At 54.3% G+C, this 23,546-nt stretch carries 33 protein-coding genes and 1 riboswitch; of the genes, 4 read left to right on the forward strand and 29 right to left on the reverse strand.

Annotated features, from left to right (window positions below):
* Positions 1-56: 56 nt before the first annotated feature.
* The 29 genes from rpsM to B1C80_RS01670 form a co-directional block, all read right to left on the reverse strand.
* Entirely contained in the window at positions 57-434 is a 378-nt protein-coding gene (gene rpsM, locus B1C80_RS01530; protein ID WP_077919279.1) for a 30S ribosomal protein S13, read from the reverse strand.
* A gap of 2 nt (positions 435-436) precedes the next feature.
* Complete coding sequence (gene ykgO / locus B1C80_RS01535; protein ID WP_009284800.1) at positions 437-553, reverse strand: type B 50S ribosomal protein L36; 117 nt, start codon at positions 551-553, stop codon at positions 437-439.
* Positions 554-640: 87 nt separating this feature from the next.
* Positions 641-859, reverse strand: coding sequence for a translation initiation factor IF-1 (gene infA, locus B1C80_RS01540; protein WP_009284801.1), 219 nt, complete (start codon positions 857-859; stop codon positions 641-643).
* A gap of 7 nt (positions 860-866) precedes the next feature.
* A complete protein-coding gene (gene map, locus B1C80_RS01545) occupies positions 867-1,706 on the reverse strand; it encodes a type I methionyl aminopeptidase (RefSeq protein WP_369822664.1) in 840 nt (279 codons plus the stop codon).
* Positions 1,707-1,711: 5 nt separating this feature from the next.
* A complete protein-coding gene (gene secY, locus B1C80_RS01550; RefSeq protein WP_077919280.1) occupies positions 1,712-3,034 on the reverse strand; it encodes a preprotein translocase subunit SecY in 1,323 nt (440 codons plus the stop codon).
* A 33-nt stretch (positions 3,035-3,067) separates the two neighbouring features.
* Positions 3,068-3,544, reverse strand: a complete 477-nt coding sequence (gene rplO, locus B1C80_RS01555) for a 50S ribosomal protein L15 (protein ID WP_077919281.1) — start codon at positions 3,542-3,544, stop codon at positions 3,068-3,070.
* Positions 3,545-3,640: 96 nt separating this feature from the next.
* A complete protein-coding gene (gene rpmD, locus B1C80_RS01560; RefSeq protein WP_077919282.1) occupies positions 3,641-3,820 on the reverse strand; it encodes a 50S ribosomal protein L30 in 180 nt (59 codons plus the stop codon).
* Between the two features lie 11 nt (positions 3,821-3,831).
* On the reverse strand, positions 3,832-4,350 hold the full coding sequence (gene rpsE / locus B1C80_RS01565; RefSeq protein ID WP_077919283.1) for a 30S ribosomal protein S5: 519 nt from the start codon (positions 4,348-4,350) through the stop codon (positions 3,832-3,834).
* A 16-nt stretch (positions 4,351-4,366) separates the two neighbouring features.
* On the reverse strand, positions 4,367-4,720 hold the full coding sequence (gene rplR / locus B1C80_RS01570) for a 50S ribosomal protein L18 (RefSeq protein ID WP_077919284.1): 354 nt from the start codon (positions 4,718-4,720) through the stop codon (positions 4,367-4,369).
* Between the two features lie 121 nt (positions 4,721-4,841).
* Complete coding sequence (gene rplF / locus B1C80_RS01575; RefSeq protein WP_077919285.1) at positions 4,842-5,399, reverse strand: 50S ribosomal protein L6; 558 nt, start codon at positions 5,397-5,399, stop codon at positions 4,842-4,844.
* Between the two features lie 14 nt (positions 5,400-5,413).
* Positions 5,414-5,812: a 30S ribosomal protein S8 gene (rpsH, locus tag B1C80_RS01580; protein ID WP_077919286.1), complete on the reverse strand. Its 399-nt coding sequence runs from the start codon at positions 5,810-5,812 to the stop codon at positions 5,414-5,416.
* 91 nt (positions 5,813-5,903) lie between these two features.
* Entirely contained in the window at positions 5,904-6,173 is a 270-nt protein-coding gene (gene rpsN / locus B1C80_RS01585; protein WP_077919287.1) for a 30S ribosomal protein S14, read from the reverse strand.
* A gap of 12 nt (positions 6,174-6,185) precedes the next feature.
* Complete coding sequence (rplE, locus tag B1C80_RS01590; protein WP_077919288.1) at positions 6,186-6,740, reverse strand: 50S ribosomal protein L5; 555 nt, start codon at positions 6,738-6,740, stop codon at positions 6,186-6,188.
* 21 nt (positions 6,741-6,761) lie between these two features.
* Entirely contained in the window at positions 6,762-7,124 is a 363-nt protein-coding gene (gene rplX / locus B1C80_RS01595) for a 50S ribosomal protein L24 (protein ID WP_077919289.1), read from the reverse strand.
* A gap of 3 nt (positions 7,125-7,127) precedes the next feature.
* Complete coding sequence (rplN, locus tag B1C80_RS01600; protein ID WP_077919290.1) at positions 7,128-7,496, reverse strand: 50S ribosomal protein L14; 369 nt, start codon at positions 7,494-7,496, stop codon at positions 7,128-7,130.
* A 3-nt stretch (positions 7,497-7,499) separates the two neighbouring features.
* Positions 7,500-7,865: a 30S ribosomal protein S17 gene (gene rpsQ, locus B1C80_RS01605; RefSeq protein WP_077919291.1), complete on the reverse strand. Its 366-nt coding sequence runs from the start codon at positions 7,863-7,865 to the stop codon at positions 7,500-7,502.
* A 12-nt stretch (positions 7,866-7,877) separates the two neighbouring features.
* Positions 7,878-8,072, reverse strand: a complete 195-nt coding sequence (gene rpmC / locus B1C80_RS01610) for a 50S ribosomal protein L29 (RefSeq protein ID WP_077919292.1) — start codon at positions 8,070-8,072, stop codon at positions 7,878-7,880.
* A gap of 21 nt (positions 8,073-8,093) precedes the next feature.
* A complete protein-coding gene (rplP, locus tag B1C80_RS01615) occupies positions 8,094-8,525 on the reverse strand; it encodes a 50S ribosomal protein L16 (protein ID WP_012930235.1) in 432 nt (143 codons plus the stop codon).
* Between the two features lie 87 nt (positions 8,526-8,612).
* On the reverse strand, positions 8,613-9,500 hold the full coding sequence (gene rpsC, locus B1C80_RS01620; RefSeq protein WP_077919293.1) for a 30S ribosomal protein S3: 888 nt from the start codon (positions 9,498-9,500) through the stop codon (positions 8,613-8,615).
* 3 nt (positions 9,501-9,503) lie between these two features.
* Complete coding sequence (gene rplV, locus B1C80_RS01625) at positions 9,504-9,896, reverse strand: 50S ribosomal protein L22 (protein WP_077919294.1); 393 nt, start codon at positions 9,894-9,896, stop codon at positions 9,504-9,506.
* A 78-nt stretch (positions 9,897-9,974) separates the two neighbouring features.
* Positions 9,975-10,253, reverse strand: a complete 279-nt coding sequence (rpsS, locus tag B1C80_RS01630; protein ID WP_012930238.1) for a 30S ribosomal protein S19 — start codon at positions 10,251-10,253, stop codon at positions 9,975-9,977.
* 9 nt (positions 10,254-10,262) lie between these two features.
* Positions 10,263-11,087, reverse strand: coding sequence for a 50S ribosomal protein L2 (gene rplB / locus B1C80_RS01635; protein WP_077919295.1), 825 nt, complete (start codon positions 11,085-11,087; stop codon positions 10,263-10,265).
* 30 nt (positions 11,088-11,117) lie between these two features.
* Positions 11,118-11,405 (reverse strand): 50S ribosomal protein L23, encoded by a 288-nt coding sequence (rplW, locus tag B1C80_RS01640; RefSeq protein WP_077919296.1) that lies wholly within the window; start codon positions 11,403-11,405, stop codon positions 11,118-11,120.
* Positions 11,402-12,040 (reverse strand): 50S ribosomal protein L4, encoded by a 639-nt coding sequence (gene rplD / locus B1C80_RS01645; protein ID WP_077919297.1) that lies wholly within the window; start codon positions 12,038-12,040, stop codon positions 11,402-11,404. Before rplD ends, rplW begins: the two co-directional genes overlap by 4 nt.
* A gap of 3 nt (positions 12,041-12,043) precedes the next feature.
* Entirely contained in the window at positions 12,044-12,664 is a 621-nt protein-coding gene (rplC, locus tag B1C80_RS01650; RefSeq protein WP_077919298.1) for a 50S ribosomal protein L3, read from the reverse strand.
* 407 nt (positions 12,665-13,071) lie between these two features.
* A complete protein-coding gene (locus tag B1C80_RS01655; RefSeq protein WP_077919299.1) occupies positions 13,072-14,166 on the reverse strand; it encodes a DUF5074 domain-containing protein in 1,095 nt (364 codons plus the stop codon).
* Positions 14,159-16,078 carry a TonB-dependent siderophore receptor gene (locus B1C80_RS01660; RefSeq protein WP_139361565.1) on the reverse strand — a complete coding sequence of 640 codons (1,920 nt, stop codon included), beginning with the start codon at positions 16,076-16,078 and terminating at the stop codon, positions 14,159-14,161. The genes B1C80_RS01655 and B1C80_RS01660 overlap by 8 nt, the downstream gene beginning before the upstream one ends.
* A 104-nt stretch (positions 16,079-16,182) precedes the next feature.
* A riboswitch (cobalamin riboswitch) is annotated at positions 16,183-16,401 on the reverse strand.
* Positions 16,402-16,738: 337 nt separating this feature from the next.
* Positions 16,739-18,115 (reverse strand): pitrilysin family protein, encoded by a 1,377-nt coding sequence (locus B1C80_RS01665; RefSeq protein ID WP_077919300.1) that lies wholly within the window; start codon positions 18,113-18,115, stop codon positions 16,739-16,741.
* 6 nt (positions 18,116-18,121) lie between these two features.
* Positions 18,122-19,465 carry a pitrilysin family protein gene (locus tag B1C80_RS01670; protein WP_077919301.1) on the reverse strand — a complete coding sequence of 448 codons (1,344 nt, stop codon included), beginning with the start codon at positions 19,463-19,465 and terminating at the stop codon, positions 18,122-18,124.
* 49 nt (positions 19,466-19,514) lie between these two features.
* On the opposite strand from B1C80_RS01670, the gene B1C80_RS01675 reads away from it, so the two are divergent.
* The 4 genes from B1C80_RS01675 (at position 19,515) to B1C80_RS01690 (ending at position 23,462) form a co-directional block, all read left to right on the forward strand.
* Complete coding sequence (locus B1C80_RS01675) at positions 19,515-20,288, forward strand: SDR family oxidoreductase (RefSeq protein WP_077919302.1); 774 nt, start codon at positions 19,515-19,517, stop codon at positions 20,286-20,288.
* Between the two features lie 107 nt (positions 20,289-20,395).
* Positions 20,396-21,238 carry a hypothetical protein gene (locus tag B1C80_RS01680; protein ID WP_077919303.1) on the forward strand — a complete coding sequence of 281 codons (843 nt, stop codon included), beginning with the start codon at positions 20,396-20,398 and terminating at the stop codon, positions 21,236-21,238.
* Positions 21,239-21,316: 78 nt separating this feature from the next.
* Positions 21,317-21,895 (forward strand): RNA polymerase sigma factor, encoded by a 579-nt coding sequence (locus B1C80_RS01685; RefSeq protein ID WP_077919304.1) that lies wholly within the window; start codon positions 21,317-21,319, stop codon positions 21,893-21,895.
* Positions 21,876-23,462, forward strand: coding sequence for a hypothetical protein (locus B1C80_RS01690; RefSeq protein WP_077919305.1), 1,587 nt, complete (start codon positions 21,876-21,878; stop codon positions 23,460-23,462). The genes B1C80_RS01685 and B1C80_RS01690 overlap by 20 nt, the downstream gene beginning before the upstream one ends.
* The last annotated feature ends 84 nt before the right edge of the window (positions 23,463-23,546 follow it).

Consider the following 23,546-nt stretch of genomic DNA (forward strand, 5'->3'; position numbering starts at 1 on the left):
TGATGAACAACCCAATGATGTCAAATGATCCAGCATGACCATGAGCGACCAGTTTATTACTTGGTTACTTTCTTCTTGTTAGCAACTGTCTTACGCTTGCCTTTGCGGGTACGCGAGTTGTTCTTGGTGTGCTGACCCCGAACCGGCAGGCCCTTGCGGTGACGCAGACCCCGGTAGCAACCGATGTCCATCAGACGCTTGATGCTCAACTGAACTTCGGAGCGCAGTTGACCTTCAACTTTGTATTCGCTCGAGATGGCGTTACGCACTGCGCTCGCTTCATCGTCAGACCACTCACTGGCCTTCTTGTCAACACTGATACCAGCGTCGGTCAAGATCTTCTTCGCCCGGCTACGACCAATGCCGTAGATATAAGTCAGCGCAATCTCACCGCGCTTCTTGTCCGGGATATCAACACCTGCAATACGTGCCATGCTTAGCCTTGTCTTTGTTTGTAACGGGGATTCTTTTTGTTGATCACGTACAGCTTGCCTTTCCGACGGATCACGATGCAGTCTTCACTGCGCTTCTTAATCGACGCTTTAACTTTCATGGTTTAAAAAGTTTTCGGTCTTTGGTTTCCGGTTTTCAACACTTCGATTAATAGCCAACCGAAACCTGTAAACCGAAAACTGTAAACTCATTTATACCGGTACACAATCCGCGCCTTACTTAAATCATAAGGCGACATTTCTAACTTTACGCGGTCTCCTGGCAAAATCTTGATGTAGTTCATCCGCATTTTGCCGGAGATGTGAGCGATTACCTCGTGCTTGTTGGCCAACTCGACCCGAAACATAGCATTCGATAATGCCTCCAAAATCACACCGTCCTGTTCTATAGAATTCTGCTTTGCCATGTCTGCTTTAAGCCGCTACTAAATCCTGTGTTTCAACCATCAGGCTCGTGTTAGCAGTGACGGCCTCGATGTACTCGAAGGTGGTCAAAATTTCAGCCTTACCTTTCCGTACGGCAACCGTATGTTCAAAGTGGGCCGAAGGCTTCCGGTCAATAGTCCGGATTGTCCAGCCATCTCTGTCCTGGGTGATGCCTTTTTTACCGAAGTTGATCATCGGCTCAATAGCCAGCACCATACCTTCACGTAGCCGTGGCCCTTGTCCGCGTTTACCGTAGTTAGGAACTTCGGGGGCTTCATGCAGATCCTGACCGACGCCGTGTCCTACCAGCTCCCGAACAACAGAGTAACCAAATTTCTCGGTATAGGTCTGAATCGCAAAACCGATATCCCCTACCCGATTACCTTCTACGGCTTTCTCAGCGCCAATGTATACCGACTCTTTGGTCCGGGCCAGTAGCCGACGAATCGCCGGGTTTACATCACCGACTGGGTAAGTGTAGGCACTATCGCTGTGATAGCCGTTCAGCTTTACGCCACAGTCGACCGAGATGATGTCGCCATCACGTAACTCATACCGACTGGGGAATCCGTGAACCACTACGTCGTTGACCGAAATGCAGAGGGAAGCCGGAAATTTATTGAATCCCAGGAAAGAAGGGATACCACCGTTGTCTCTAATAAACGTTTCAGCAACTACATCCAGTTCCTTTGTCGTGACTCCAGGCCGGATCAGCTTTGCCACTTCGGCATGCGCTTTTCCGAGTACCTGCGCGCTGATTTTGATGAGGGCGATTTCTTCATCGCTCCTCAGAAAAATCATCTTGTCTTTTTTATCAGAACCAGCCATTGTCTTTAGGCTATTGCTGCCGTCTCGCTTGTTGTCCGGCCCTGTACCCGACCCGATTTCATCAGGCCTTCGTACCGGCGCATTAACAGATAACTCTCCACTTGCTGCAGGGTATCCAGCACCACACCGACCATGATCAGCAACGACGTACCGCCGAAGAACTGGGCAAAGCCGCTTGTCATACCGAACAGGTTAGCGATAGCGGGCAGAATAGCCACGATCGCCAGCATGATACCCCCCGGCAGCGTGATCCGGTCCAGAACGGTTCCGATGTAATCGGAGGTTTGAATACCAGGCTTAACGCCGGGGATAAACCCACCACTCCGCTTCATGTCATCAGCAATCTGGTTTGGGTTAACCGAGATAGCCGTGTAGAAGAACGTGAAGACAATGATCAGCAGCGCGAAGAGCACATTGTACTGCCAGGATGTATAGCTGGCGAATGCGTTCTGAACACTGGCGGCAAAGTCGCTTTTATCCGCAAACAGCTGGGCTACGTAGCCCGGAATGAACATCAGCGCCTGGGCAAAGATGATCGGCATAACACCGGCTGCGTTTAGCTTCAACGGCAGATACTGCCGCTGACCACCCACTACTTTGTTTCCAATAACCTGCTTGGCATACTGAATCGGAATCCGGCGAACGGCCTGCGTCAGTACAACAGCGCCCATGACAACGAAATACAGGGCAACCAGCTCAAGTACGAACAGGAGCACCCCTGATGATCCGCGCGACTGAGCTTCGCCGATGATAGCACCCGGAAGCCGCGACACGATACCGATCATAATGATCATGGATATACCATTACCGATACCCTTATCTGTGATCCGCTCACCGAGCCACATGCAGAAAATAGTACCTGAAGTCAGTATAAACAGCGACGAAATGGTAAACAGGCCCCGATCAATCAGGAGTGCTTCCTGCGGAATGGTTGTGTTTACGTACGTAATCGCCTGAACCGCTGTTACACCGATGGTCAGTATGCGCGTGATTTGATTTAACCGCTTACGCCCCGACTCACCTTCCTTCTGCATCTTCTGGAAGTAAGGCAGAGCCAGCGTCAACAGCTGAATGGCGATCGATGCCGAAATGTACGGCATGATGCCTAATGCAAAAATCGACGCTTTGCTGAACGCACCTCCTAAAAAAGTGTCTAACAAACCGAGCAGACCCTGGGGGTTCAGATTCAGTTTGTTGGGGTCAACACCCGGCAACACGATAGCTGAACCAAGGCGAAACGCCGTGATGAAAAGCAATGTGTTGAGGATTCGACTCCGCAACTCGTCAATTGCAAAAATATTCTTAAACGTGGTGATGAGTCGGTTCATACAGGTACGGCGGCTGTTGCCGCGCTCACACGGTTAGTTCGCTGCTTCCTCTTTAGCTGGTTTTGTCGGCACAATGGCCTTGCCACCTGCTTTCTCAATGGCTTCTTTAGCGCTGGTAGAGAAGGCGTGCGCATGCACTTCAATGGCCGACGTAATTTCGCCCCGGCTCAGCACTTTGATCAGGTCCTTCTTGCTGACCAGACCGTGCGTTACCATGAAATCAAAATCAACGACCGTAACCTTGGTTTCGTCAACCAAAGCCTGGATCGAATCGAGATTGAGGGGTTTGTACTCAACGCGGTTGATGTTCTTGAAACCGAATTTCGGTACACGCCGTTGCAGCGGCATCTGACCACCTTCAAAGTGGATTTTACGGCTATAGCCCGAGCGCGACTGCGCTCCTTTGTGGCCACGGGTAGACGTACCGCCCATCCCCGAGCCTTGCCCGCGTCCGACTCGCTTGCGCTCTCTGACGGAACCTTTTGCCGGTCTAAGGTTGCTTAAGTTCATTGTGTTAGTAGTAAAAAGATGATTCTTTTGACCCTATGTCACGACGCAGACAGAGATGTCGGCGCGGACAGAAAGCCAAAAGAATCGCAAAGATACTTAAATTTCTTCAACCCGCACTAAGTGTTGGACCTTGTTAATGGCTCCTTTCATTGCGTCGTTGAATTCAACTTCAACGCTACGGTTGATTTTGCCCAAGCCCAACGACTTGATGGCGTTTTTCTGCGTTTGCGGCCGCTTGATCGTGCTTCTGATCTGCGTGATGCGTACCCGTGCCATGTTGCTGTTGGTTAACCGTTAAATACTTTGGCTACGCTGATCTGGCGCTGGAACGCTACCTGGTGAGGCAGACGCATTTTCAGCAGTGCATCAAGCGTGGCTTTAACTACGTTGTGCGGGTTTGACGACCCCTTCGATTTTGCCAGGATGTCATGTACACCAGCTGACTCGAGAACGGCGCGCATAGCACCACCCGCGATCAGACCAGTACCAGGAGCGGCCGGTTTCAGGAGCACAAAGCCACCGCTGAACTTACCTTCCATTTCGTGAGGTACCGTGCGCTTCAGGAGCGGCACTTGCACCAGGTTCTTCTTGGCGTCTTCTACACCTTTGGCAATGGCGTCCGTTACTTCGTTGGCTTTGCCCAATCCGTAACCAACTACGCCGTTACCGTCGCCGACGACGACGATGGCCGAGAAACTAAACCGGCGACCACCTTTCACCACCTTCGCTACGCGGTTGATGGCCACCACCTTTTCTTTCAGGTCGGCTTCGTTAAATTTTGTCGGTCTTGCTGCGTTCGTGTTCATTGCTTCGCGCTATCGCTTAAAACTTGAGGCCACCCTCGCGGGCTGCATCGGCCAGTGCTTTTACTTTACCGTGGTACAGGTAGCCGTTACGGTCGAACACGACGGCGTCGATGTTCTTGGCAAGTGCTTTTTCGGCAAGCCGCTGTCCGACTTTTTTCGCCGTTTCGACAGTGTTACCTTCTGTCTCGCTTTTCAGTTCAACCGAGGAAGCGGAAGCCAGCGTGTTGCCGGCAACGTCATCGATCAGTTGAGCATAGATCGCTTTATTCGAGCGAAACACTGACAAACGGGGGCGTTCTGCCGTACCCGACACCTTGGCCCGGATACCGAACTTAATCCGTTGTCTTCTTTCTTGTTTATTCGTTGCCATGTTATTTGATTCCGACCAAATAGGCGATTTAAGTTGTCATGGATGGCCATTGTCGGCCGGTAATCGTCACGAGCCGTAGTCTTATGTACCACAGCCGGACAAGTAACGACCAGCTAATGACTTATTTCTTAGACGAAGATTTACCAGCTTTCCGACGAACCTGCTCGCCAATGAAGCGGATACCTTTGCCTTTGTACGGCTCAACTTTACGCAGCGAGCGGATTTTGGCCGCTACATCGCCCAGCAGTTGTTTGTCTGATCCTTCCAGATATACTTTCGGGTTTTGACCTTTTTCCGTAACGGCTGTTACTTTCACCTCGCTCGGCACGGCTACGTACACGTTGTGCGAGTAGCCCAGCTGCAGTTCGAGAATGTTGTTGGCAACCGACGCTTTGTAACCAACCCCGATTACCTCGAGATCCAGTTTGAAGCCTTCGCTTACACCCGTAACCATGTTATTGACCAGCGAGCGGTACAGTCCGTGCAGCGCTTTGTGGCGCTTCTGCTCCGTGGGGCGTGACACCTGGATCTGACCATCTTCAACGGCTACCGAAATATCCGGGTCAATCGGTTGGGTCAGCGTTCCTTTAGGCCCTTTTACTGTTACGACGTTATCATCGTTCACAGTCAGCGTTACGTTGCTGGGCAGGGCAATGGGTTTCTTACCTATGCGTGACATCGTTCTATTTCGGATTAATACACGTAACATAATACTTCACCACCGACGTTCAGCGTTTTGGCTTCTTTGTCGGTCATGAGCCCTTTCGAGGTCGACAGGATGGCAACACCCAGCCCGTTATAGATGCGCGGCAGATTGTCGGCACCCCGGTACTGACGCAGACCCGGACGGCTGATGCGTTGTAGATCAACGATCGCCGACTGTTTGGTCGTCGGGTTGTACTTCAGGGCGATTTTAATCGTTCCCTGTGGAGTGCTATCGTCGAACTTGTAGTTCTGGATATATCCTTTTTCGTACAGGATCTTCGTAATTTCTTTCTTTATGTTGGAAGCAGGGATTTCCACGACCCGGTGCTTCGCCCGGATAGCGTTTCTGACGCGGGTCAGATAATCTGCTATAGGATCTGTATTCATTCTTAGCGTTGCGTTACTTGCAAACCCCTGTTTCCGAAAGAGTTCGCAAAATTACGGAAACTGAATTACAAATGATAGTAGGGTCTGGAAACTACCAGCTTGCCTTAGTTACGCCCGGAATCTTGCCCGCCGATGCCATTTCCCGGAATGTTACCCGTGAAATACCAAATTTGCGCATGTAACCCCGGGGCCGCCCCGTCAGTTTGCAGCGATTGTGCAACCGAACAGGTGATGCATTCTTGGGCAGTTTATCTAAACCGATGTAATCGCCGGCGGCTTTCAGGGCTGCCCGCTTTGCAGCGTATTTGGCAACTAATGCCTCGCGTTTCCGCTCCCGTGCTTTTATTGATTCTTTTGCCATGTCGGTTGGTTATTATTTGCCACTCTTGGCGAACGGCATGCCCATTGCTTTCAACAGTTCGTAGCTCTCGTTATCCGTATTGGCAGTCGTCACGAAGGTGATGTCCATACCCGAAATCCGGGAAACCTTATCGATGCTGATCTCGGGGAAGATGATCTGCTCCTGCACGCCGAAGGTGTAGTTGCCACGACCATCGAAGCCCTTGTCGCTGATGCCTTTAAAGTCACGAACGCGGGGCAACGAAACCGTTGTCAGGCGATCCAGGAATTCATACATCCGCTCACCACGCAGGGTCACTTTCGCACCGATGGGCATTTTCTCCCGCAGTTTGAAGTTCGAGACGGCTTTCTTCGACAGAGTCGGGATAGCGCGCTGACCCGTGATGGTCGTCAGTTCTTCGACGCCTACATCAACCAGCTTTTTGTCAGCGACGGCAGCTCCGATCCCTTTGTTGATGACAATTTTGCTCAGACGCGGTACTTGCATAACCGACTTATACTGAAACTTGTCTTTCAACTGAGGTACGACCTCGCTCAAATATTTTTCTTTCAGTCTTGGCGTTGCCATTTTCTTAGACCTTGCTTAGTGTTATTGCTTACGATACGAGTCTGGAATCAGGTTACCCGTCTTCTTCGAGTACCGCTGCAATTTGCCATTCTCGTTCAGTTTGCGGCCCGTACGGGTCGGCTCGCCCGTAGCAGGATCAACCAGTTTCAGGTTACTGATGTGAATTGATCCTTCCGTTTTAACCAGGCTCCCCTGTGGGTTCGACGCAGTCGGCTTCATGTGTTTGGTGATCATGGCCACACCCTCAACCCGGGCGCGATCTTTCTCAACGATCACTTCTTTCACTACACCGCGCTGGCCCTTTGCGTTTCCACCAATGACCAGAACGGTATCGCCCGTCTGGATATGGAATTTATGTTTCGGCAGCGTTATTTTCTTTTCCATTGCTTAGATTACCTCCGGCGCTAACGATACAATCTTCATAAACTGTTTCTCGCGCAACTCACGGGCTACGGGTCCGAAGATACGGGTGCCACGTGGCTCATCGTTGTTGTTGAGCAGTACGGCAGCGTTGTCTTCGAACCGGATGTACGATCCATCTTTCCGACGGATTTCTTTCTTGGTGCGAACCACAACGGCTTTCGAAACCGTACCCTTTTTCATATTGCTGGACGAGAGGGCCTGCTTCACCGTGACGACAATCTTGTCACCTACTGATGCATACCGTTTGCCCGTACCGCCCAGAACGCGGATAACCAGTACTTCTTTAGCACCTGAGTTATCGGCTACTCCTAATCTAGATTCTTGCTGTACCATGGCTTACTTCGCTTTTTCGATGATTTCGACTAAACGCCAACGTTTGTTTTTGCTCATCGGACGGGTTTCCATAACGCGGACGGTGTCGCCGATGCCGCAGTCATTGTTCTCGTCGTGAACCGTCAGTTTCTTCGTTTTTTTCTGAAACTTTCCGTACAGCGGGTGCTTTACTTTACGCTCGATCGCAACCGTGATCGTTTTCTGCATCTTGTTGCTCGTTACCCGCCCGATCCGCTCTTTACGAGCGTTCCGCTCTGTTGTCGACTCACCCGTTTTGGCGGGAGTAGCGACGGCCTGCGGCTGTTCTGTGGCTGCTACCACCGGGGCTTGTGCTTCCTCCTGTGGTGCTGGTGCTTGTTGCTCTTCCATCGTCGTGTCTTATTAGGCTTGCCGCGATTTAGCTGTCAGTTCGGTGTTCAGGCGAGCAATCCGCTTCCGGCTCTCGCGAATGCGCATGGGGTTCTCGATTGGAGACACGGCATGGGCAAACCTCAGTTTCAGCAAACGATTCTGTTCGGCACCGATCTCGGCACGAATTTCATCGACCGACAATCCTTTCAAATCTTCTTTTTTCATTTTGTTCGTCGCTTAGGGGGACTAGTCTTCGACTTGCTCCTGATAATCACGCCGGACAACAAACTTGGTCCGAACCGGTAATTTCTGAGCGGCCAGGCGGAGCGCTTCCATGCCTGTTGCCAGATCAACACCCGTCGTTTCGAACATGATCGTACCAGGCTTTACCACGGCAACCCAATACTCAGGGGCACCTTTACCTTTACCCATCCGTACTTCAGCCGGCTTTTTGGTGATCGGCTTATCGGGGAAAATGCGAATCCAAACCTGACCTTCGCGTTTCATGGCCCGGGTTACGGAGATACGGGCGGCTTCAATCTGGCGGGCGGTGATACGACCCGGCTCCAGTGACTTAATGCCGAACGTACCGAAGGCAATCTCATGACCGCGCGATGCGATACCTGGAATCCTGCCTTTATGCTGCTTACGGAATTTAGTTCTTTTTGGCTGTAACATCTGTATAAGAAGTTTACAGTTTGCAGTTTTCTGTTTCCTGCCCGGGCTTCACAACCACTGAACCGAAAACCGAAAACTGAAACTCATTTATCGTCTTGGACCTCCACCGCCCCGGTTACCGCCAGCACCCTGGCCACCGCCCCGGTTGTTACCACCACGGCCGCCACCCTGGCCACCGCGGTTGTTACCACCCCGATCGTTGCCACCGCGGTCACCACGACCACGACCACCGCGGTCGTTGCCATCGCGGTCACCACGCGGACCCCGGCGATCGCCACGGTCGTTGGCACCAGCAGCCCGCTCACCGGCCTGCGCCTGGCTCATCATAGCGGCTGGCGACAGATCGCGCTTGCCGTAGACTTCACCTTTGAAGATCCAGACTTTGATACCGATCTTGCCGTATACAGTCTGCGCTTCCGAGATAGCATAGTCGATATCGGCACGCAGGGTGTGAAGAGGTACACGACCTTCTTTGTACTGCTCCGAGCGGGCAATTTCAGCACCACCCAGACGACCCGATACTTTCACTTTGATACCCTGTGCGCCTACGCGGATGGCCGACTGGATAGCCTGCTTCATGGCGCGACGGAACGAGATACGAGCCTGCAGTTGCTGAGCAATCGCTTCACCAACCAGTTTGGCATCAATTTCGGGCCGCTTGATCTCGAAAATGTTGATCTGTACGTCTTTGCCCGTGATGTTTTTCAGCTCTTCTTTGATCTTGTCAACTTCGCCACCGCCTTTACCAATCACGATACCCGGACGGGCTGTGTGGATGGTCAGCGTTACGCGCTTCAGGGTACGCTCGATAACGACCCGCGCAATGGCGCCTTTCGGAATACGAGCCGCTACGTATTTCCGGATTTTCTCGTCTTCAACGAGTTTATCCGAAAACTCTTTGCCGCCGTACCAGCTTGATTCCCAGCCCCGAACAATACCAAGTCGTAGGCCAACTGGATTAATTTTTTGTCCCATTTCTTAGTTCTCGTTTTCTGGGGTTTGTGCTTCTGCCTGCTCTAACACCGGCTGGGCTGCGCTGTCGATCACGATGGTGATGTGGTTCGAGCGTTTCCGGATCCGGTGACCACGACCCTGCGGAGCCGGACGAAGACGCTTCAGCATCGGACCGCCGTCGACGAAGATCGTTTTTACATAGAGGTCGGCGTCTTCGATACGCTCGTCCTCGTTCTTCTGCTGCCAGTTGGCTACTGCCGACAGCAGCACCTTCTGTAGTATAGCGGCACTAGCCTGAGGCTGGTATTTTAACAGACCCAACGCCCGGCTTACGCGCTGACCCCGAATCAGGTCGGCGATCAACCGCATCTTACGGGGCGACGTGGGCACATCTTTAAGTCTTGCTACTGCTTCCATGTTTGTATGGCTTTGGGCCTGGGAGAAGGGGCGTTGGGGTAAGTTACCCGAGCCCGCTGCCCAAAACCCTATGCTAGTTTATCGTTTGCCCTTGTCTTTCTTCGCGGTGTGTCCCCGGAAGTTGCGGGTCGGCGAGAATTCGCCGAGCTTGTGTCCTACCATGTTCTCCGTGACGTAGACCGGAATGAACTTGTTGCCGTTGTGAACAGCGAACGTGTGGCCAACGAAATCCGGCGAGATCATAGAACGACGCGACCAGGTTTTGATGACCGATTTCTTACCCGAATCGTTCTGCGCCTGGACTTTGTTGTCTAGGCGAAAATCAATATATGGGCCTTTTTTGAGTGAACGTGCCATTGTTATCTGTTACTTTTTGCGTCGGCTAATAATCATGCTGTTCGAAGCCTTGTTCTTCTTGCGGGTCTTCTGACCTTTGGCCATCTGACCGTTGCGCGAGCGTGGGTGACCACCCGAAGCCCGGCCTTCGCCACCACCCATGGGGTGATCGACAGGGTTCATTACGACGGCACGGGTACGGGGGCGAATGCCCAGCCAGCGGTTACGACCGGCTTTACCCATGACCACGTTCATGTGATCGGGGTTCGATACCGAACCAACCGTAGCCATACCTGCGCTCAGTACCCGGCGGGTTTCGCCCGAAGGCAACCGCAGGATAGCATACTTATCTTCACGACCAACTAATTGGGCATACGTACCAGCCGAGCGGGCCATTGAGCCCCCTTTACCGGGTGTCAGCTCAATGTTATGAACGATGGTACCGATTGGCATAGCGCTCAGCGGCAGAGCATTACCCACGTCCGGTGTAGACCCTTCGCCCGACATGATCGTCTGGCCAACGGTGATACCCTGGGGGGCAATGATGTAGCGTTTCTCACCGTCAGCGTATTGTACCAGCGAGATACGGGCCGAACGGTTGGGATCATACTCTACAGTCAAAACTTCGGCGGGCTGGCCGACTTTATCGCGCTTGAAGTCAATAATGCGGTAATGCCGCTTATGACCTCCACCAATGTAGCGCATAGTGCGGTGACCTTCGCTATTGCGGCCACCGGTTCTCTTCAGGGGCTCCAGCAGGCTTTTTTCCGGCTTGGAGGCTGTCAGTTCCGCAAAATCAGGTGCCACCCGGAAGCGGGTACCTGGCGTAACTGGTCTCATTTTTTTAACTCCCATGACTGATTAATTGGTAGGGCAATGCCCGGTTTACAGGTCAGCGTAGATATCGATTACTTCGCCTTCTGCCACCGTTACAATTGCCTTCTTGGTGGTTGGGGTCTTACCCGTTACAATGCGTCCGTTGATGTTCTTGCTCCGCTTCTTGCCGTACACACGCATGGTGTGAACCGAAGAAACATTAACACCATACATCTTCTCGATGGCTTTGCCGATCTCGAGTTTGTTCGCTTTTAGTTCGACCTCAAAAGCATACTTTCCCTGCTTGTTCAGGTCCGTCATCTTTTCGGTGACGATTGGTCGTTTCAGTACGTTCATGAGTTTGCGTTGTCGAAGAGCGTTTGGATGGATGTCAGTGCTTCTTCGCTGATGAGCAGTTGATCAGCGTTCATCAGGTCATAGGTATTTACCTGAGAAGCCGTCGTTACTTTCGTCTTCTGCACGTTCCGGCTCGACAGAACCACGTTCTGGTTAACGTCAGGCAGAATCAGCAGCGTTTTGCGGCCGGTTACCTTGAGGTCATTCAGGAACTGGATATAATCTTTCGTGCGGGGTGCTTCGAGCGTAAGGCTGTCAATAACCGAAATCTTGTCGGCCTGCGCTTTTACGGCAAATGCCGATTTGCGGGCCAGCGATTTCACTTTCTTGTTCAGCTTGAAGCTATAATCGCGGGGACGGGGACCGAAGATCGTACCACCACCTACGAATACAGGCGATTTGGCACTACCGGCGCGGGCACCGCCCGTACCTTTTTGTTTCTTCAGTTTGCGGGTCGAGTGGGCATTTTCAGCACGCTCTTTCGCTTTGTGCGTACCCTGGCGCTGGTTGGCCAGATACTGTTTCACGTCGAGGTAAATCGCGTGCTGATTGGGCTGGATACCGAAGACTTCTTCGGGCAGGGTAACTTTCTTGCCGGTGTCTTCGCCTTTGCTGTTATATACGATTACTTCCATGGCCTATTTCTCGATAATAACGTATGAATTCTTAGCCCCCGGAATAGAACCGCTTACAACGAGCAGGTTTTGCTCGGGCATTACGCGCAACACACGCAGGTTTTGCACTTTCACGCGATTGCCACCCATGCGACCGGCCATGCGCAGGCCTTTGAATACCCGCGAGGGGAACGAACAGGCGCCAATCGAACCCGGGTGACGACCCCGGTTATGCTGGCCGTGCGTCTGACCGCCTACCCCACCGAATCCATGACGTTTCACAACGCCCTGAAAACCGCGGCCTTTGGCGGTTCCGACTACGTCAACGAAATCAGTTTCGTTGAAAACGTCGGCTACCGTAAGTGTTGCTCCGAGGCTCAACTCCTGCTCAAATTCTTTGAATTCAACCAGTTTGCGCTTCGGGGTGGTACCAGCTTTCTTGAAGTGGCCCAGCTCCGGCTTGTTGGTGTGCTTTTCTTTACGCTCGCCATAACCCAGTTGCACAGCCGCGTAGCCGTCTTTCTCGACGCTACGAACTTGAGTTACGACACAGGGACCCGTCTCAATCACTGTACATGCCAGAGCCTGCCCGTCCGCATTGTACACGCTGGTCATCCCGATTTTCTTGCCAATTAAACCAGACATTTGTGTTTGTTTAAAGTAAGCAGGTAATTTAAGGTACTCGTTTCCAGACCCGGCGACTTGCCAAATCGGGCCGCAAAAGTAGGCAAATAGTAGGATACTTCCTAGTATCTGCTTCGTTTTCAGGCCCTCAAACAACATGAAAAAAGGTCGGGCGCGTTGCACCTGACCTTAAACAGGCAGACAAGACCCCGCTATGCAAGGTTTGTTTGCCTAAAAGTCAGATGTGGTTTCTGCCGAGGCAGACCTTCACCCTCGTATGTTGTTGATTCGTGTGCCGAGTTTGGGAGTGCAAAAGTAGACAATTAGTCTGACAAACAGAAAAATATTCCAAAAATTTAATCGACTTTCTGACTGGGATAACCGAACCCGACCTAGCTTGGCTCCTTCACAGTATTTGGCCTATTGGCCTATCGGAAGAAAAACCGCGACGGACCAATCTCGGCCCGTACCGAATCAATCAGCGCGCCACCCGGCTGGTAACGGATTACGTAGCCGGCCTGCTTGTAAGAAGGTGTTACCCCGGCGTAGATAATGCCCGTTTGCGGATCAACCCCCAGCCCGCTGAACAGCCGCCCGATAAACGGACTCGTAGCCGGTATGCTGGCATCATCGATGCCGAAGCGGTAGGTTTCCCCTTTCTGCCGATAGTTATCAGCCGCGTCGTAGAATGAATTGACAAAATAGAACGTCTTCTTATCCTGGCTCAGCGCAAACGAACCCGGTGTTTTGGGCGACCCGCCTACCTTGAGCCGCTTGTCGACAACTTTACTGGCCGTATTGACCCGTATCATTTCGTTGGTCTCCTGCACGTACGCCCAAAGCCGCCCGTTTGCATCAACGTCAATGGGGTTGGTGTTTACCCCGACATCGATACCGGGTTGTTTCAGTTCATCCGTTTCGGTATTAATTACGGTCAGGGTCCGGTCGCCCCCGTCGCTGCCGACAAAAGCTTCGCTGCCAACCACGGTGATCCGGTTAGCGCCTTTGGGCAGCGTAATTTTTTTGGAAACCGTACGCGATGCCAGGTTCACCACCAGTACGTAGCCGGGGCTGGCGAAGAAGTTAGCTCCGCTGCCTGTAGCTCCCCAGCAGGTGATATAGGCTTTGTTGAGACCTGCCCGGACAACGTAACGCGGATTCTCTACGTCGGGCGCTTTCAGGGTAGTCAGCGATTTGAAGGTACCGATTTCGACAATCTCGACTTTGTCCTGCCCGGCGGTGCTGTTGTCGACCAGGATGATTCCTTTCCCATCAATTTCCGTATAATCCTGCAAACCGCCGGTTAGCGTCCGCGCGTTGGCTGCGTTGAAGATGTCGGTAGCGGGGTTGGTGCTGCTGCGCGCCAGGAAGGTGATGGACCCGTTGTTATCCGTAAAATTTCCGGAGTTCAGGATATAAGCGCCCGACTCGTAGGGAGACGGTGTCGGCTCGGTGGTGTTACAGCTCCAGAGGCCGACCGCCAACAGGCTGGCCGCGAGTACGTTGGTCAATTGATTAGTCATGAGAAACAAACGATGAATTAATAAGCAGGTTGATAGCAAAATTTCGTCCGGGCAGGGCATTACGCTTTACGCTGAACAGGAGCGCGTCGAAGACATTGTTGGCCTGCCCCTGTACCCGAATCGATGCGGGACCGACACGAACGGTACTTTCCAGCAGCACATTGGTCAGGCTGACTCCGTCGAACGACTGGCTTTCGTCGAAGGTGATATACCGGCGCGAGGTAGCCTGGGTCAGTACGGTCAGGCGGGTGGGGCCCCGGCCTACGTAGGCGTTGATGGTACCCGTATGGATGGGTACGTAGGGAAGTTGCTTGTCGATCACATCCTGGGCGTAGGTGCTATAGGCCCGCTGCTGGGCCGAACGGGTAAGCGCATACCCCGCCCGGATTCCGGCCCGCCACCCATTATGATCGTACGCCAGTGAGGTGGTCAGTTCGGCTCCGCGGGCCACGACCAGTTGCAGATTCTCGACCCGGTATCCATAATCCGGATTCCAGTACGACCAGTCGTCGATTCGATTGCGGTACGCGGTTACATCGGCGGTCATACGCAACTGATCGGTCAGGGTGGCGGTCAGGCTAAGGCCCGTTTCCAGGTTCAGCCCATTTTCGGGCCGCAGGTCCGGGTTGCCCAGCCCCTCCCAGTAGCGTTCGTTCAGCGTGGGTACGCGGTAACTGCGCCCGGCCGATGCTTTGGCAGTTAATGTGAGTCGATTCTGACGTATAATCTGGTGTTCGGCTCCCAGCGATGGGGTTAAAGTTGGGTTGAAGCGCGTTACGAAGGCCTGACGGATAGTGGCCGACACAAGCCAGCGGGTGGCCTGCATCCGCAGGAGCGCATACACATCCTGCCGGTTTTCGGTGATCAGCTGCCCTCCGTAGCCGTCGGTATAGGTTCGGTAATGTGACCACTCGCCCCCTATACGCAGATCGGTCAGCAGACTACTCCGACCCGGCCACAACCGAAACTCCCGTTCCGCACGGCCCAGCAATCGGTCTGTGCGGGTGCGGCTGGGCGTGCTGACGTTTCCTTTCGCGTAATCGAACCGGTCGCGTATCCAGCCAAGCCGCAGGGTTGTTCTGTCGGCCTCGTAGGTAGCCAGCAGCCGGGCCGACTGGGTCCGGGTGCGTTCGCGGGCAATGGTATCCTGGGGGGTTACGACCAGATCATTATCAGTCAGCCAGGTATTGACCGATACCTGCCGTCCGTTCCGATGGCGGAGGTACACGTCCTGAATAAAGCCCCGCTGCCCTGTGCGCGACTGCTCAACAAAATAATTGCGTCGCTCGGCGTACGGGTAATGATTGTTCAGCTGGCTGCGGTACGCCAGGGTCTTGCCCGATAGTTGCCAGGCCCGGCCGGTCGGCGTACCATAGCGAAGCCCCAGCTGTGTCTGATTGTTTTGAAAGCTGGCCAGTTGCTGCCCCAGCGATACGTCCAGTCCGGACCGCCAGTCGGGACCGCTACTCAGCAGCACACTCCCGCCAACGGCGTCTGACCCCACTACGCTGGCCGACGAGCCGTACTGCACCGCCAGCCGGTCGAAACCCGCCACGGGCAGGGTCGAAAAATCCGTCTGGCCCAGGTTAGGCTGGTTGATGTTGATACCGTTCCAGAGTACGGCCGTATGGTTGGCCGAGGTGCCCCGAAACGATACCGTAGCCAGCTGACCCGGTCCGTAATTTCGGAACGCCAGTGGGCTGCTGAACGCCAGCAGGTCGGTGAGCGCGCCGAACCGGAACTGGAGCAGCGTAGCCGAATCGACCCGCTGGAGCTTTTGCCCGGCCAGGAATCGCTCGGGCGCGATAGCCCGTACCGTCACGGCTGACAGCACCCGACCCGAATCAGCCGAAACCGAACCGAACTGGGCCATAGCGACCTGTCTGATCAGCAGACCGACAAGTACCAGCATAGTCCGCTCATGCAGGATTTTTTTCACCAATACATCGAGAAAAAAGTAGGCACCGCCCGTCAAAACGGACCGGCACGCGGTTGGGGCGTTTCCTCCGAACGCCAGAACAACGGATGGTCTTCGGCAGGTCTCCTGGCTTGTTTCACCGGTTCGGGTCTTCCCATCTTCTGCCGGCTTCGGCAGTGACAGTGACCATGTGGATTGAACCGGTTCTCCGTGAAACGTACAGTTGCGGGGACAGCTCCGGTCTATAACCGGATTCCCTTTTAAGCCGTGAAAGCTACTATGAAGCAGCATCAGGCACCGAAAACTCAAGCGTAAAGGTAGAGAATTTTCCTCCCGAATGCTACCGACGCTACGCTGTAAAGGCCCTGACGGGCCATGGATTATCTTCAACGGTTGCTACCGACGCTGCGCTGTGAAGGCCCTAACGGGCCAGGGATGATCTCGAATGGTTGCTACCGACGCTACGCTGTAAAGGCCCTGATGGGCCATGGATGATCTGTAAAGTGCAACAGTCAGAGTGTAATTACTAAGGCACAGAACGTCATTGCCATGGGGCCATGGCTCAGGTATATCTGGTGCTAATACAGAACATGGCCGCCGGGGTGATAGGCGTTATCACTATGGCGGCCATGTTCTGTATTAGCTGGCATCTGATCAGAATCCCTCGGCTTTTATTTCTTTCTCGGTGATCGTCCCGTATTTTTTCACCTTTTCCCGAATGGCATCGGCTTTACCGATCAGGACGAACTGCAGGTTGTTTTTGGGGAAATACTGATCGATGATCTGCCGGGTTTTGGCCACGGTCAGGCCGTCGACGTTCTTCTGGAAATTATTGATAAACGACTCGTCGAAACCCAGGCTGAACATATCGGTCAGCAGGTTAGCCAGTTCGCTGGCCGACTCGTAGCGGGGCGGGAAGTCGGCTTTGACGTAATTCTTGGCCGATTCGAGCACTTTCTCGTCGATACCGGTTCGGTGCAGGCTGTCGAGCACGTGCAGCGCCAGATCGATGGCTTCGGTAGTTTTGCTGACTTTAGTAAAGGTCGAGATGGCGAACGTACCGCTGTTGCGATAGGTACCAAAGCGGCTGCCGGCCCCGTAGGTAAGCCCCGAGTTGACCCGCAGCGCATCGTTCAGCCAGGACGTAAACCGACCGCCCAGAATGGTGTTGACAACGGTTACCGGAATAAAGTCGGGGTTGTTTTGCGTGATGCCTTTGCCTCCGATCAGAAACGTTGTTTCGCGGGCGTCGTCCTTGTTGATCAGCAGCACCCGGTTTTTGTCGAACGTTACCTGCGGTTCGGCCAGTTTGGGCGTTGTAGCGGCTGCGGTCTTCCAGTTCCCGAACAGGCTGGTGATTCTTTTTTTCATGTCGGCGGAGTTAAAATCGCCCACAATGGCAATAGCCGCCCGATCGGTCGTGTAATTTTTCAGATAAAACTGACGAACGTCGCTGGTGGTAATGGCCGACACCGCCGAGGGTGTTCCGGTAATGGGATTGGCGTATGGGTGAGCGTCGTAGACAAACCGATTGAAATAGCTGTTCACCACGGCCCGCGGGCTTTCTTTCTGCTGGGTGAGCTGCAGCAGCTGGCGCTGTTTGTACTTATCAAATTCGCCCTGATCGAACGTCGGTTTGGTAACCACATCCTGAATGATATCGAACAGCAGATCCTGATCTTTCACCGCAAAAGAGGCCGATAGCTTGGCTACTTCCTTACCGGCATAGGTCTCGATACTGGCTCCAACGTACTCGGCTTTTTCTTCCAGCTGTGCTTTGGTGTATTTCGCGCTGCCGAACAGCAGGGCCTCGGCGGTCATGTTGGCCAGCCCGTAGCGGTTCCCATCCTGCACCGCCCCGGCATCGAACACTACCGATACGTTGATGAGCGGCACTTCGCGCTGCTCCATCAGGTAGACCGTAAGTCCGTTTTTAAGTTTAAGTTTCTGATACGGTGGCACTTTAAAAGTCTGCGCCTGGCTTGTACCCGCGAAGAGAAGCGCCGTAATGAGCGTAAGAATTGTTTTCATGTCGATTTAGTTGGCGGCTCCTTTTTTGGTGGGTTCTGGCAGCAGGTAGCCGACGGTGCGGTTACGCGCGGTGAGGTAGGTTCTGGCAACGCGCTGTACGTCTTCTTTAGTCACTTTTTCGTAAAGCGACGGGGCTTCGTAGAGCTTTTTGTAATCGCCGAAGAACAGCTCGTAGGTACCGAGGGAGTTGGCTTTTCCGTTAATGGTTTCCATGGTTCGGTAAAACTCCATCAGCTTCTGGTTCTTCAGCTTCTGCAGCTCGGCGTCGGAGATTCCCTCGGCAATTACCTTGTCGATCTGGTTCAAGATTGACCGTTCCAGCTGCTCGGCCGATACGTTGCTGGCCGCAATGCCGTAGATGTAAAACAGATTCGGGTCGAACGACTCGCCAAAGTTCGTGAACGCCCGCGATGCGATGGTCGAGTCCAGCACCAGCGCCTTCACCAGCCGCGACGAGTTACCGGCGCTCAGCACCCCACTCAGCAGATCGAGGGCGTAATAATCAGGATGGCGGGTGGCGGGGGTATGATAGGCCAGCAGGATATTGGGGGTAGCTACGTCCTTGTAGGTCGTTACGCGCCGTTCGCCATTCTGGGGCGGTTCTATGGTACGGATGCTGTCGGGTAAGGGCTGGGCCGGTATGGGTTCGATGTACTGCTCGGCCAGTTTCCGTACCTGCGCGGCTGTAATGTCACCCACTACGACGGCTACAGCGTTGTTGGGCGAATAGTAGGTTTTGAAATACCGCTCCAGATCGGCCTGCGTCCACTTTTTAATATCCGACTCGAAGCCAATGACCGGGAACATATACGGATGCTCGACAAAGGCCACCGATTTTACCAGCTCGCTGATGACCCGGTAGTTACTATTTTCCAGCCCTGTACTCCGCTCCGACAGCACGACGCCCCGCTCGCTTTCGACCATTTTGGGGTCGATAGCCAGGTCGCGGATACGGTCGGCTTCGAGGTCGAAGATCGTTTCAAGAGCGCCACTTTGAAACCAGTCGGTATAGACCGTTGTGTTTTCGGTCGTATAGGCGTTGTTCGAGCCGCCGTTGGCTTCCATGACGCGGTCAAACTGCTTGGGGCCGTACTTCTTCGCACCGTTAAACATCATGTGCTCGAAAAAGTGAGACAGGCCCGTAATGCCGTGTACTTCGTTGCGGGCGCCCACCTTCCAGAACGTGTAAAAGTTGGCGTTCGGAATGGAGTGGTCTTCGAGGACCATAAATTTCATGCCGTTCCGGAGCGTAAACGTCTTTACGTCTTCCGGCTTTGGTTTGTTCTGGGCGTGTACAACAAGGCCTGCTGTGACCAACAGCCCCGTCAGCAGCCTGATTCGGTAGTTCATGGGATGAAAATGAGTTGGGAGAATCGCTAAATTTAATGACCTTTCGTCCATGAATCAACCCTTATGGACCCTCAGCGGTCAATATGCTCTGATAACGGGCGGAACCAAAGGTATCGGCGAGGCCATAGTCAACCAGTTTCTGAGTCTGGGGGCAGCCGTATTCATCGTAGCCCGCGACAATAGCTTACTGCAGGATCAGCTCGATACGTACCGCCAGCAGGGCCATACCGTGGCGGGCCGGGCAACCGACATTGGTCAGCCGGGTGCCGCTGCCGAGGTTATGGCGGCCATCCAGGCCGAGTGGGGCCAGCTCGATATCGTGGTCAATAATGCTGGCACTAATATCCGCAAAGCCACCGCCGACTACGGCCCGGCCGAGTATGAACACATTCTGAACACGAATCTCCGGTCGGCCTACGAACTTACGCAGGCGGCCTACCCGTTGCTACGCTCCTCCGCCGTTGGGGGTAAGGTAGTCATGGTATCGTCGGTGTCGGCCCTTACCCACACCAGCAGCGGCTCGCTCTACGGCATGAGCAAAGCCGCCATGTTACAACTGACCCGCAACCTGGCCGTCGAGTGGGCGCCGGACCGCATCCGGGTCAATGCCGTGGCGCCCTGGTATATACGTACCCCCCTGGCCGAACCGGTGCTGAACAATCCCGATAAGTTAGCGAGCATACTGGCCCGAACGCCCATGAACCGGGTTGGCGAGCCCGCCGAGGTAGCATCGGCGGTGTCGTTTCTGTGTATGCCCGCATCGGGCTATATAACGGGCCAGACAATTTCGGTCGATGGAGGGTTGCTTGCCTGGGGGTATTAGGCCGATCAGATTATTTTTCAGCGCACGCAACCATTCGTCAGTTTGCCCGTACAGACGAATGAACCGGTTCAACTGTTCATTTCTCACCCCCAAACACAGTTGATACAATGACCCACTATACCTTTTCGCGTCGGCTGCTGATGCTGACGGCTCTGTTCATCGTAAGCCTGACGGGCTGCAACGAGGAGAATCCTACCGTTGCTTCGCCGGATCTTGTACTGGCATCGACTACGCTGGGGAATGTACTGGCGGGCGAGGGCGGCAAAACCCTTTATTTCTTCGCCAACGACGCCGACGGCAAAGCCAACTGCACCGGCAACTGCCTGACAAACTGGCCCATCTTTTACAAAGAAGCGCCAGCCATTGCTACGGGCCTGAACCCGGCCGACTTCACCACGATTACCCGGGCCGACGGCACAAAACAAACCGCGTTCAGAGGATGGCCGCTTTACTATTATAAAAACGATACCAAGGCGGGCGATGTCAACGGCGAAAACGTAGGTAACGTCTGGCAGGTGGCCAAACCAACGTATACGGTCCTGCTCGCATCCCGGCAGCTGGTAGGGCTGGACGGCAAGAACTACACCTTCGATCAGAAAGAAGGGATCGGCAACTCGTTATATTTGACAGATAATACAGGCCGTACTTTATACGCCTTCGTCAACGATAAAAAGAACACCAACAGGTACACCCAGGCCGATCTAAGCAACAACGCCACCTGGCCCATTGCCGAAGTATCCAGCCTGGGCGACATTCCCTCAGCGTTAAAAAAGAGCGATTTCGGGACGATTACAGCCGTTGGCAAAACGCAGCTTACCTACAAAGGGTGGCCGCTGTACTACTTCGGCAATGATCAGGGACAGCGGGGCAGTACCAAAGGGGTCAGCGTACCGCGCCCCGGCGTCTGGCCCGTTGTTAACGCCACTACCCCCGAAGCGCCCTTGCCGTAATCGATTCTGTTATAACGACAGGGCGTTGCCCGCGTAGCAGCCCCTCCCCCAGTACCTCCGGCACCTGAACTAAACCGAATGTCCAACGCTCCCAACATACCGGCGCTGTCTGATCTGCTGGCGGGTTGTCTCCGCAACCACCGGCAGAGTCAGGAGCTGTTGTACCGACAGTTCTACGGGTATGCCATGAGCATCTGTCTGCGTTACTCGCCCACCCGCGAAGGCGCGCTGGAGGTAGTAAACGATGGCTTTCTGAAAGTATTTACCCGGCTGGATCAGTACGATTCGGCCCAACCGTTCAAGGGCTGGCTCCGGCGTATTCTGATCAACGCAGCCATCGACCATTATCGGCAGGAGGTGCGTCATCATTATCACGATACCATTGAGCAGGCTGAACCAACGGCGGTCAGCCCGTCGGCCGATGCCTTTAGCCTGCTCGCTCATGAAGACCTGCTGAAGCTGATTCAGCGGCTGTCGCCAGCTTATCGGCTGGTTTTTAATCTGTATGTCATGGACGGATTTACGCACGACGAAATTGCCGATCAACTCGGCATTACGGTGGGTGCATCAAAATCGAACCTGGCCCGGGCGCGGGAGAACCTGCGCCAACTGCTGAAGCAATTAAACCACGATGAGTATGCAAGAGCTAACCGATGACCAATTGGACGGCCTCTTCAGAAAGTCGGCTGAAGAGTTCGATCCCCCGTTCGATCCGGCGGCCTGGCAGGCCATGCGCAACCAGCTCGACACCCACGACCGAACCACGGCTGGGCCTGTACAACTGCGCGAACGACTCATTCGGTGGGGACTTCCGCTGGTGTTACTCTTTATGCTGCTCCTGATAGGTGGTAGCTGGTACACCTCCCGCCAGGAGTACAGCCGTCGTACCGCCCCCGCGCAATCGGGTCTGGCAACCACTGGCAACACCCCCCCCAACCGGCGGGTCTGGGCACCGCTTGCGTTTGATCCGCTGGCCAGTCCGGGACCGGAGCCTGCAACGGAGCGGACCCTGGCCCGCGTAAAGGAGGAAAAAAAGGTAACAATCCCGGCAGTGGCTACGTTGGCCCGGATCAAAACCAAAGCCCTGCCAAACGGAACCTCATCAACAAACAAACCTTTGCCAGAACCAGCGACCATACGACCATACGACGAAGCCGTTCCTGATCGGCCGGCAGCCCTTAGTTCGGCACCTGAACCGTTGCCCGTACGCCCGGCTACGGAGCGATCGACCTCCAGCCGTAACCGGAGCCAGACGCGCCAGACAAGACGCCGGCTAACCAGCCCAAACAAGTCACTCACCAGCCGGGCTGACCAACGTTCGCTGGCCATGATTGGACTTACCGGTTCTGCCAACAGTTTCAAACCGGCCCGACAGCCATTCCGTACTGCCAACCCCGACTGGACCGCACCCGTGGCCGATGTTAGTTCGGCAGCAAGCCAGCCCGTGGAGACGGTTGACCAACCCCGGCTGACTACCACTTCGTCTTCGTCGGTGACGTGGCTGGCCATTCGACCGGGGCAATGGCCGGACAAGGTAGCGTTTACCACCCGGCCCGTAACGGCTCAGCCCGATACCGCTGCCCGCCAACAACCAGCGTCGGCGTCATCGTCAATACCGCGGGGGCTGAGCGTACGGTTTATGGTGTCTCCGGATCTGAGCGCCGTTGGATTACGCAACTTTGCGCGGCCGGGTACCAACGTAGGGTTGGCGCTGGAGTACCGGCTTGCGTCGCGCTGGAGCCTGCAGGCCGGTGCAGTATGGAGCCATAAAGTGTACAACGCCCGCCCTACGGATTACGAATGGCCCGCCCACTGGTACTGGAAGGTAAAGCCGACCGGCGTTAGTGGCGAGTGTACCATGATCGACATTCCGATAAACCTCCGTTACGATGTTATCAGCCAAACCCGCAGCAACGGACGCCCACCCAACCGCTGGTTTGTAAGCGGAGGAGTAACGAGCTATATTCTCCTGAAAGAAGATTACACCTACAACTATGCCACACCCAGCGATCCGGGCATCCGATATCGGTCCCTGGCCGTAGATAGCACCACCCGGTATGGACTCAGCCACCTCAACCTGTCTGTCGGGTACGAACGCGCGCTGAGCAGGCGGCTGTCGTGGCAGATCGAGCCGTTCATGAAAGTGCCGCTCAAAGGTGTGGGGTATTTTAAGATCGATCTACTCAGTACCGGAGCGTTCCTCTCGCTCCGGTACAAACTGTAAATAAACAGCAGTTTCCGGCCAGCCTTTCAGCCAGACTAAGGTCGGCAATTTCCTGATCCGGAGTCCGTTAATTCATGTAACTAC

It is taken from the genome of Spirosoma sp. 209 (assembly GCF_002006735.1).
GTDB lineage: Bacteria > Bacteroidota > Bacteroidia > Cytophagales > Spirosomataceae > Spirosoma > Spirosoma sordidisoli.

Bases quoted from the DNA above. Each gene is read 5' to 3' on its own strand.
- rpsM (WP_077919279.1), bottom strand. From the start codon at position 434: ATGGCACGTATTGCAGGTGTTGATATCCCGGACAAGAAGCGCGGTGAG.
- ykgO (WP_009284800.1), bottom strand. From the start codon at position 553: ATGAAAGTTAAAGCGTCGATTAAGAAGCGCAGTGAAGACTGCATCGTG.
- infA (WP_009284801.1), bottom strand. From the start codon at position 859: ATGGCAAAGCAGAATTCTATAGAACAGGACGGTGTGATTTTGGAGGCA.
- map (WP_369822664.1), bottom strand. From the start codon at position 1,706: ATGGCTGGTTCTGATAAAAAAGACAAGATGATTTTTCTGAGGAGCGAT.
- secY (WP_077919280.1), bottom strand. From the start codon at position 3,034: ATGAACCGACTCATCACCACGTTTAAGAATATTTTTGCAATTGACGAG.
- rplO (WP_077919281.1), bottom strand. From the start codon at position 3,544: ATGAACTTAAGCAACCTTAGACCGGCAAAAGGTTCCGTCAGAGAGCGC.
- rpmD (WP_077919282.1), bottom strand. From the start codon at position 3,820: ATGGCACGGGTACGCATCACGCAGATCAGAAGCACGATCAAGCGGCCG.
- rpsE (WP_077919283.1), bottom strand. From the start codon at position 4,350: ATGAACACGAACGCAGCAAGACCGACAAAATTTAACGAAGCCGACCTG.
- rplR (WP_077919284.1), bottom strand. From the start codon at position 4,720: ATGGCAACGAATAAACAAGAAAGAAGACAACGGATTAAGTTCGGTATC.
- rplF (WP_077919285.1), bottom strand. From the start codon at position 5,399: ATGTCACGCATAGGTAAGAAACCCATTGCCCTGCCCAGCAACGTAACG.
- rpsH (WP_077919286.1), bottom strand. From the start codon at position 5,812: ATGAATACAGATCCTATAGCAGATTATCTGACCCGCGTCAGAAACGCT.
- rpsN (WP_077919287.1), bottom strand. From the start codon at position 6,173: ATGGCAAAAGAATCAATAAAAGCACGGGAGCGGAAACGCGAGGCATTA.
- rplE (WP_077919288.1), bottom strand. From the start codon at position 6,740: ATGGCAACGCCAAGACTGAAAGAAAAATATTTGAGCGAGGTCGTACCT.
- rplX (WP_077919289.1), bottom strand. From the start codon at position 7,124: ATGGAAAAGAAAATAACGCTGCCGAAACATAAATTCCATATCCAGACG.
- rplN (WP_077919290.1), bottom strand. From the start codon at position 7,496: ATGGTACAGCAAGAATCTAGATTAGGAGTAGCCGATAACTCAGGTGCT.
- rpsQ (WP_077919291.1), bottom strand. From the start codon at position 7,865: ATGGAAGAGCAACAAGCACCAGCACCACAGGAGGAAGCACAAGCCCCG.
- rpmC (WP_077919292.1), bottom strand. From the start codon at position 8,072: ATGAAAAAAGAAGATTTGAAAGGATTGTCGGTCGATGAAATTCGTGCC.
- rplP (WP_012930235.1), bottom strand. From the start codon at position 8,525: ATGTTACAGCCAAAAAGAACTAAATTCCGTAAGCAGCATAAAGGCAGG.
- rpsC (WP_077919293.1), bottom strand. From the start codon at position 9,500: ATGGGACAAAAAATTAATCCAGTTGGCCTACGACTTGGTATTGTTCGG.
- rplV (WP_077919294.1), bottom strand. From the start codon at position 9,896: ATGGAAGCAGTAGCAAGACTTAAAGATGTGCCCACGTCGCCCCGTAAG.
- rpsS (WP_012930238.1), bottom strand. From the start codon at position 10,253: ATGGCACGTTCACTCAAAAAAGGCCCATATATTGATTTTCGCCTAGAC.
- rplB (WP_077919295.1), bottom strand. From the start codon at position 11,087: ATGGGAGTTAAAAAAATGAGACCAGTTACGCCAGGTACCCGCTTCCGG.
- rplW (WP_077919296.1), bottom strand. From the start codon at position 11,405: ATGAACGTACTGAAACGACCAATCGTCACCGAAAAGATGACGGACCTG.
- rplD (WP_077919297.1), bottom strand. From the start codon at position 12,040: ATGGAAGTAATCGTATATAACAGCAAAGGCGAAGACACCGGCAAGAAA.
- rplC (WP_077919298.1), bottom strand. From the start codon at position 12,664: ATGTCTGGTTTAATTGGCAAGAAAATCGGGATGACCAGCGTGTACAAT.
- B1C80_RS01655 (WP_077919299.1), bottom strand. From the start codon at position 14,166: ATGACTAATCAATTGACCAACGTACTCGCGGCCAGCCTGTTGGCGGTC.
- B1C80_RS01660 (WP_139361565.1), bottom strand. From the start codon at position 16,078: ATGCTGGTACTTGTCGGTCTGCTGATCAGACAGGTCGCTATGGCCCAG.
- B1C80_RS01665 (WP_077919300.1), bottom strand. From the start codon at position 18,115: ATGAAAACAATTCTTACGCTCATTACGGCGCTTCTCTTCGCGGGTACA.
- B1C80_RS01670 (WP_077919301.1), bottom strand. From the start codon at position 19,465: ATGAACTACCGAATCAGGCTGCTGACGGGGCTGTTGGTCACAGCAGGC.
- B1C80_RS01675 (WP_077919302.1), top strand. From the start codon at position 19,515: ATGAATCAACCCTTATGGACCCTCAGCGGTCAATATGCTCTGATAACG.
- B1C80_RS01680 (WP_077919303.1), top strand. From the start codon at position 20,396: ATGACCCACTATACCTTTTCGCGTCGGCTGCTGATGCTGACGGCTCTG.
- B1C80_RS01685 (WP_077919304.1), top strand. From the start codon at position 21,317: ATGTCCAACGCTCCCAACATACCGGCGCTGTCTGATCTGCTGGCGGGT.
- B1C80_RS01690 (WP_077919305.1), top strand. From the start codon at position 21,876: ATGCAAGAGCTAACCGATGACCAATTGGACGGCCTCTTCAGAAAGTCG.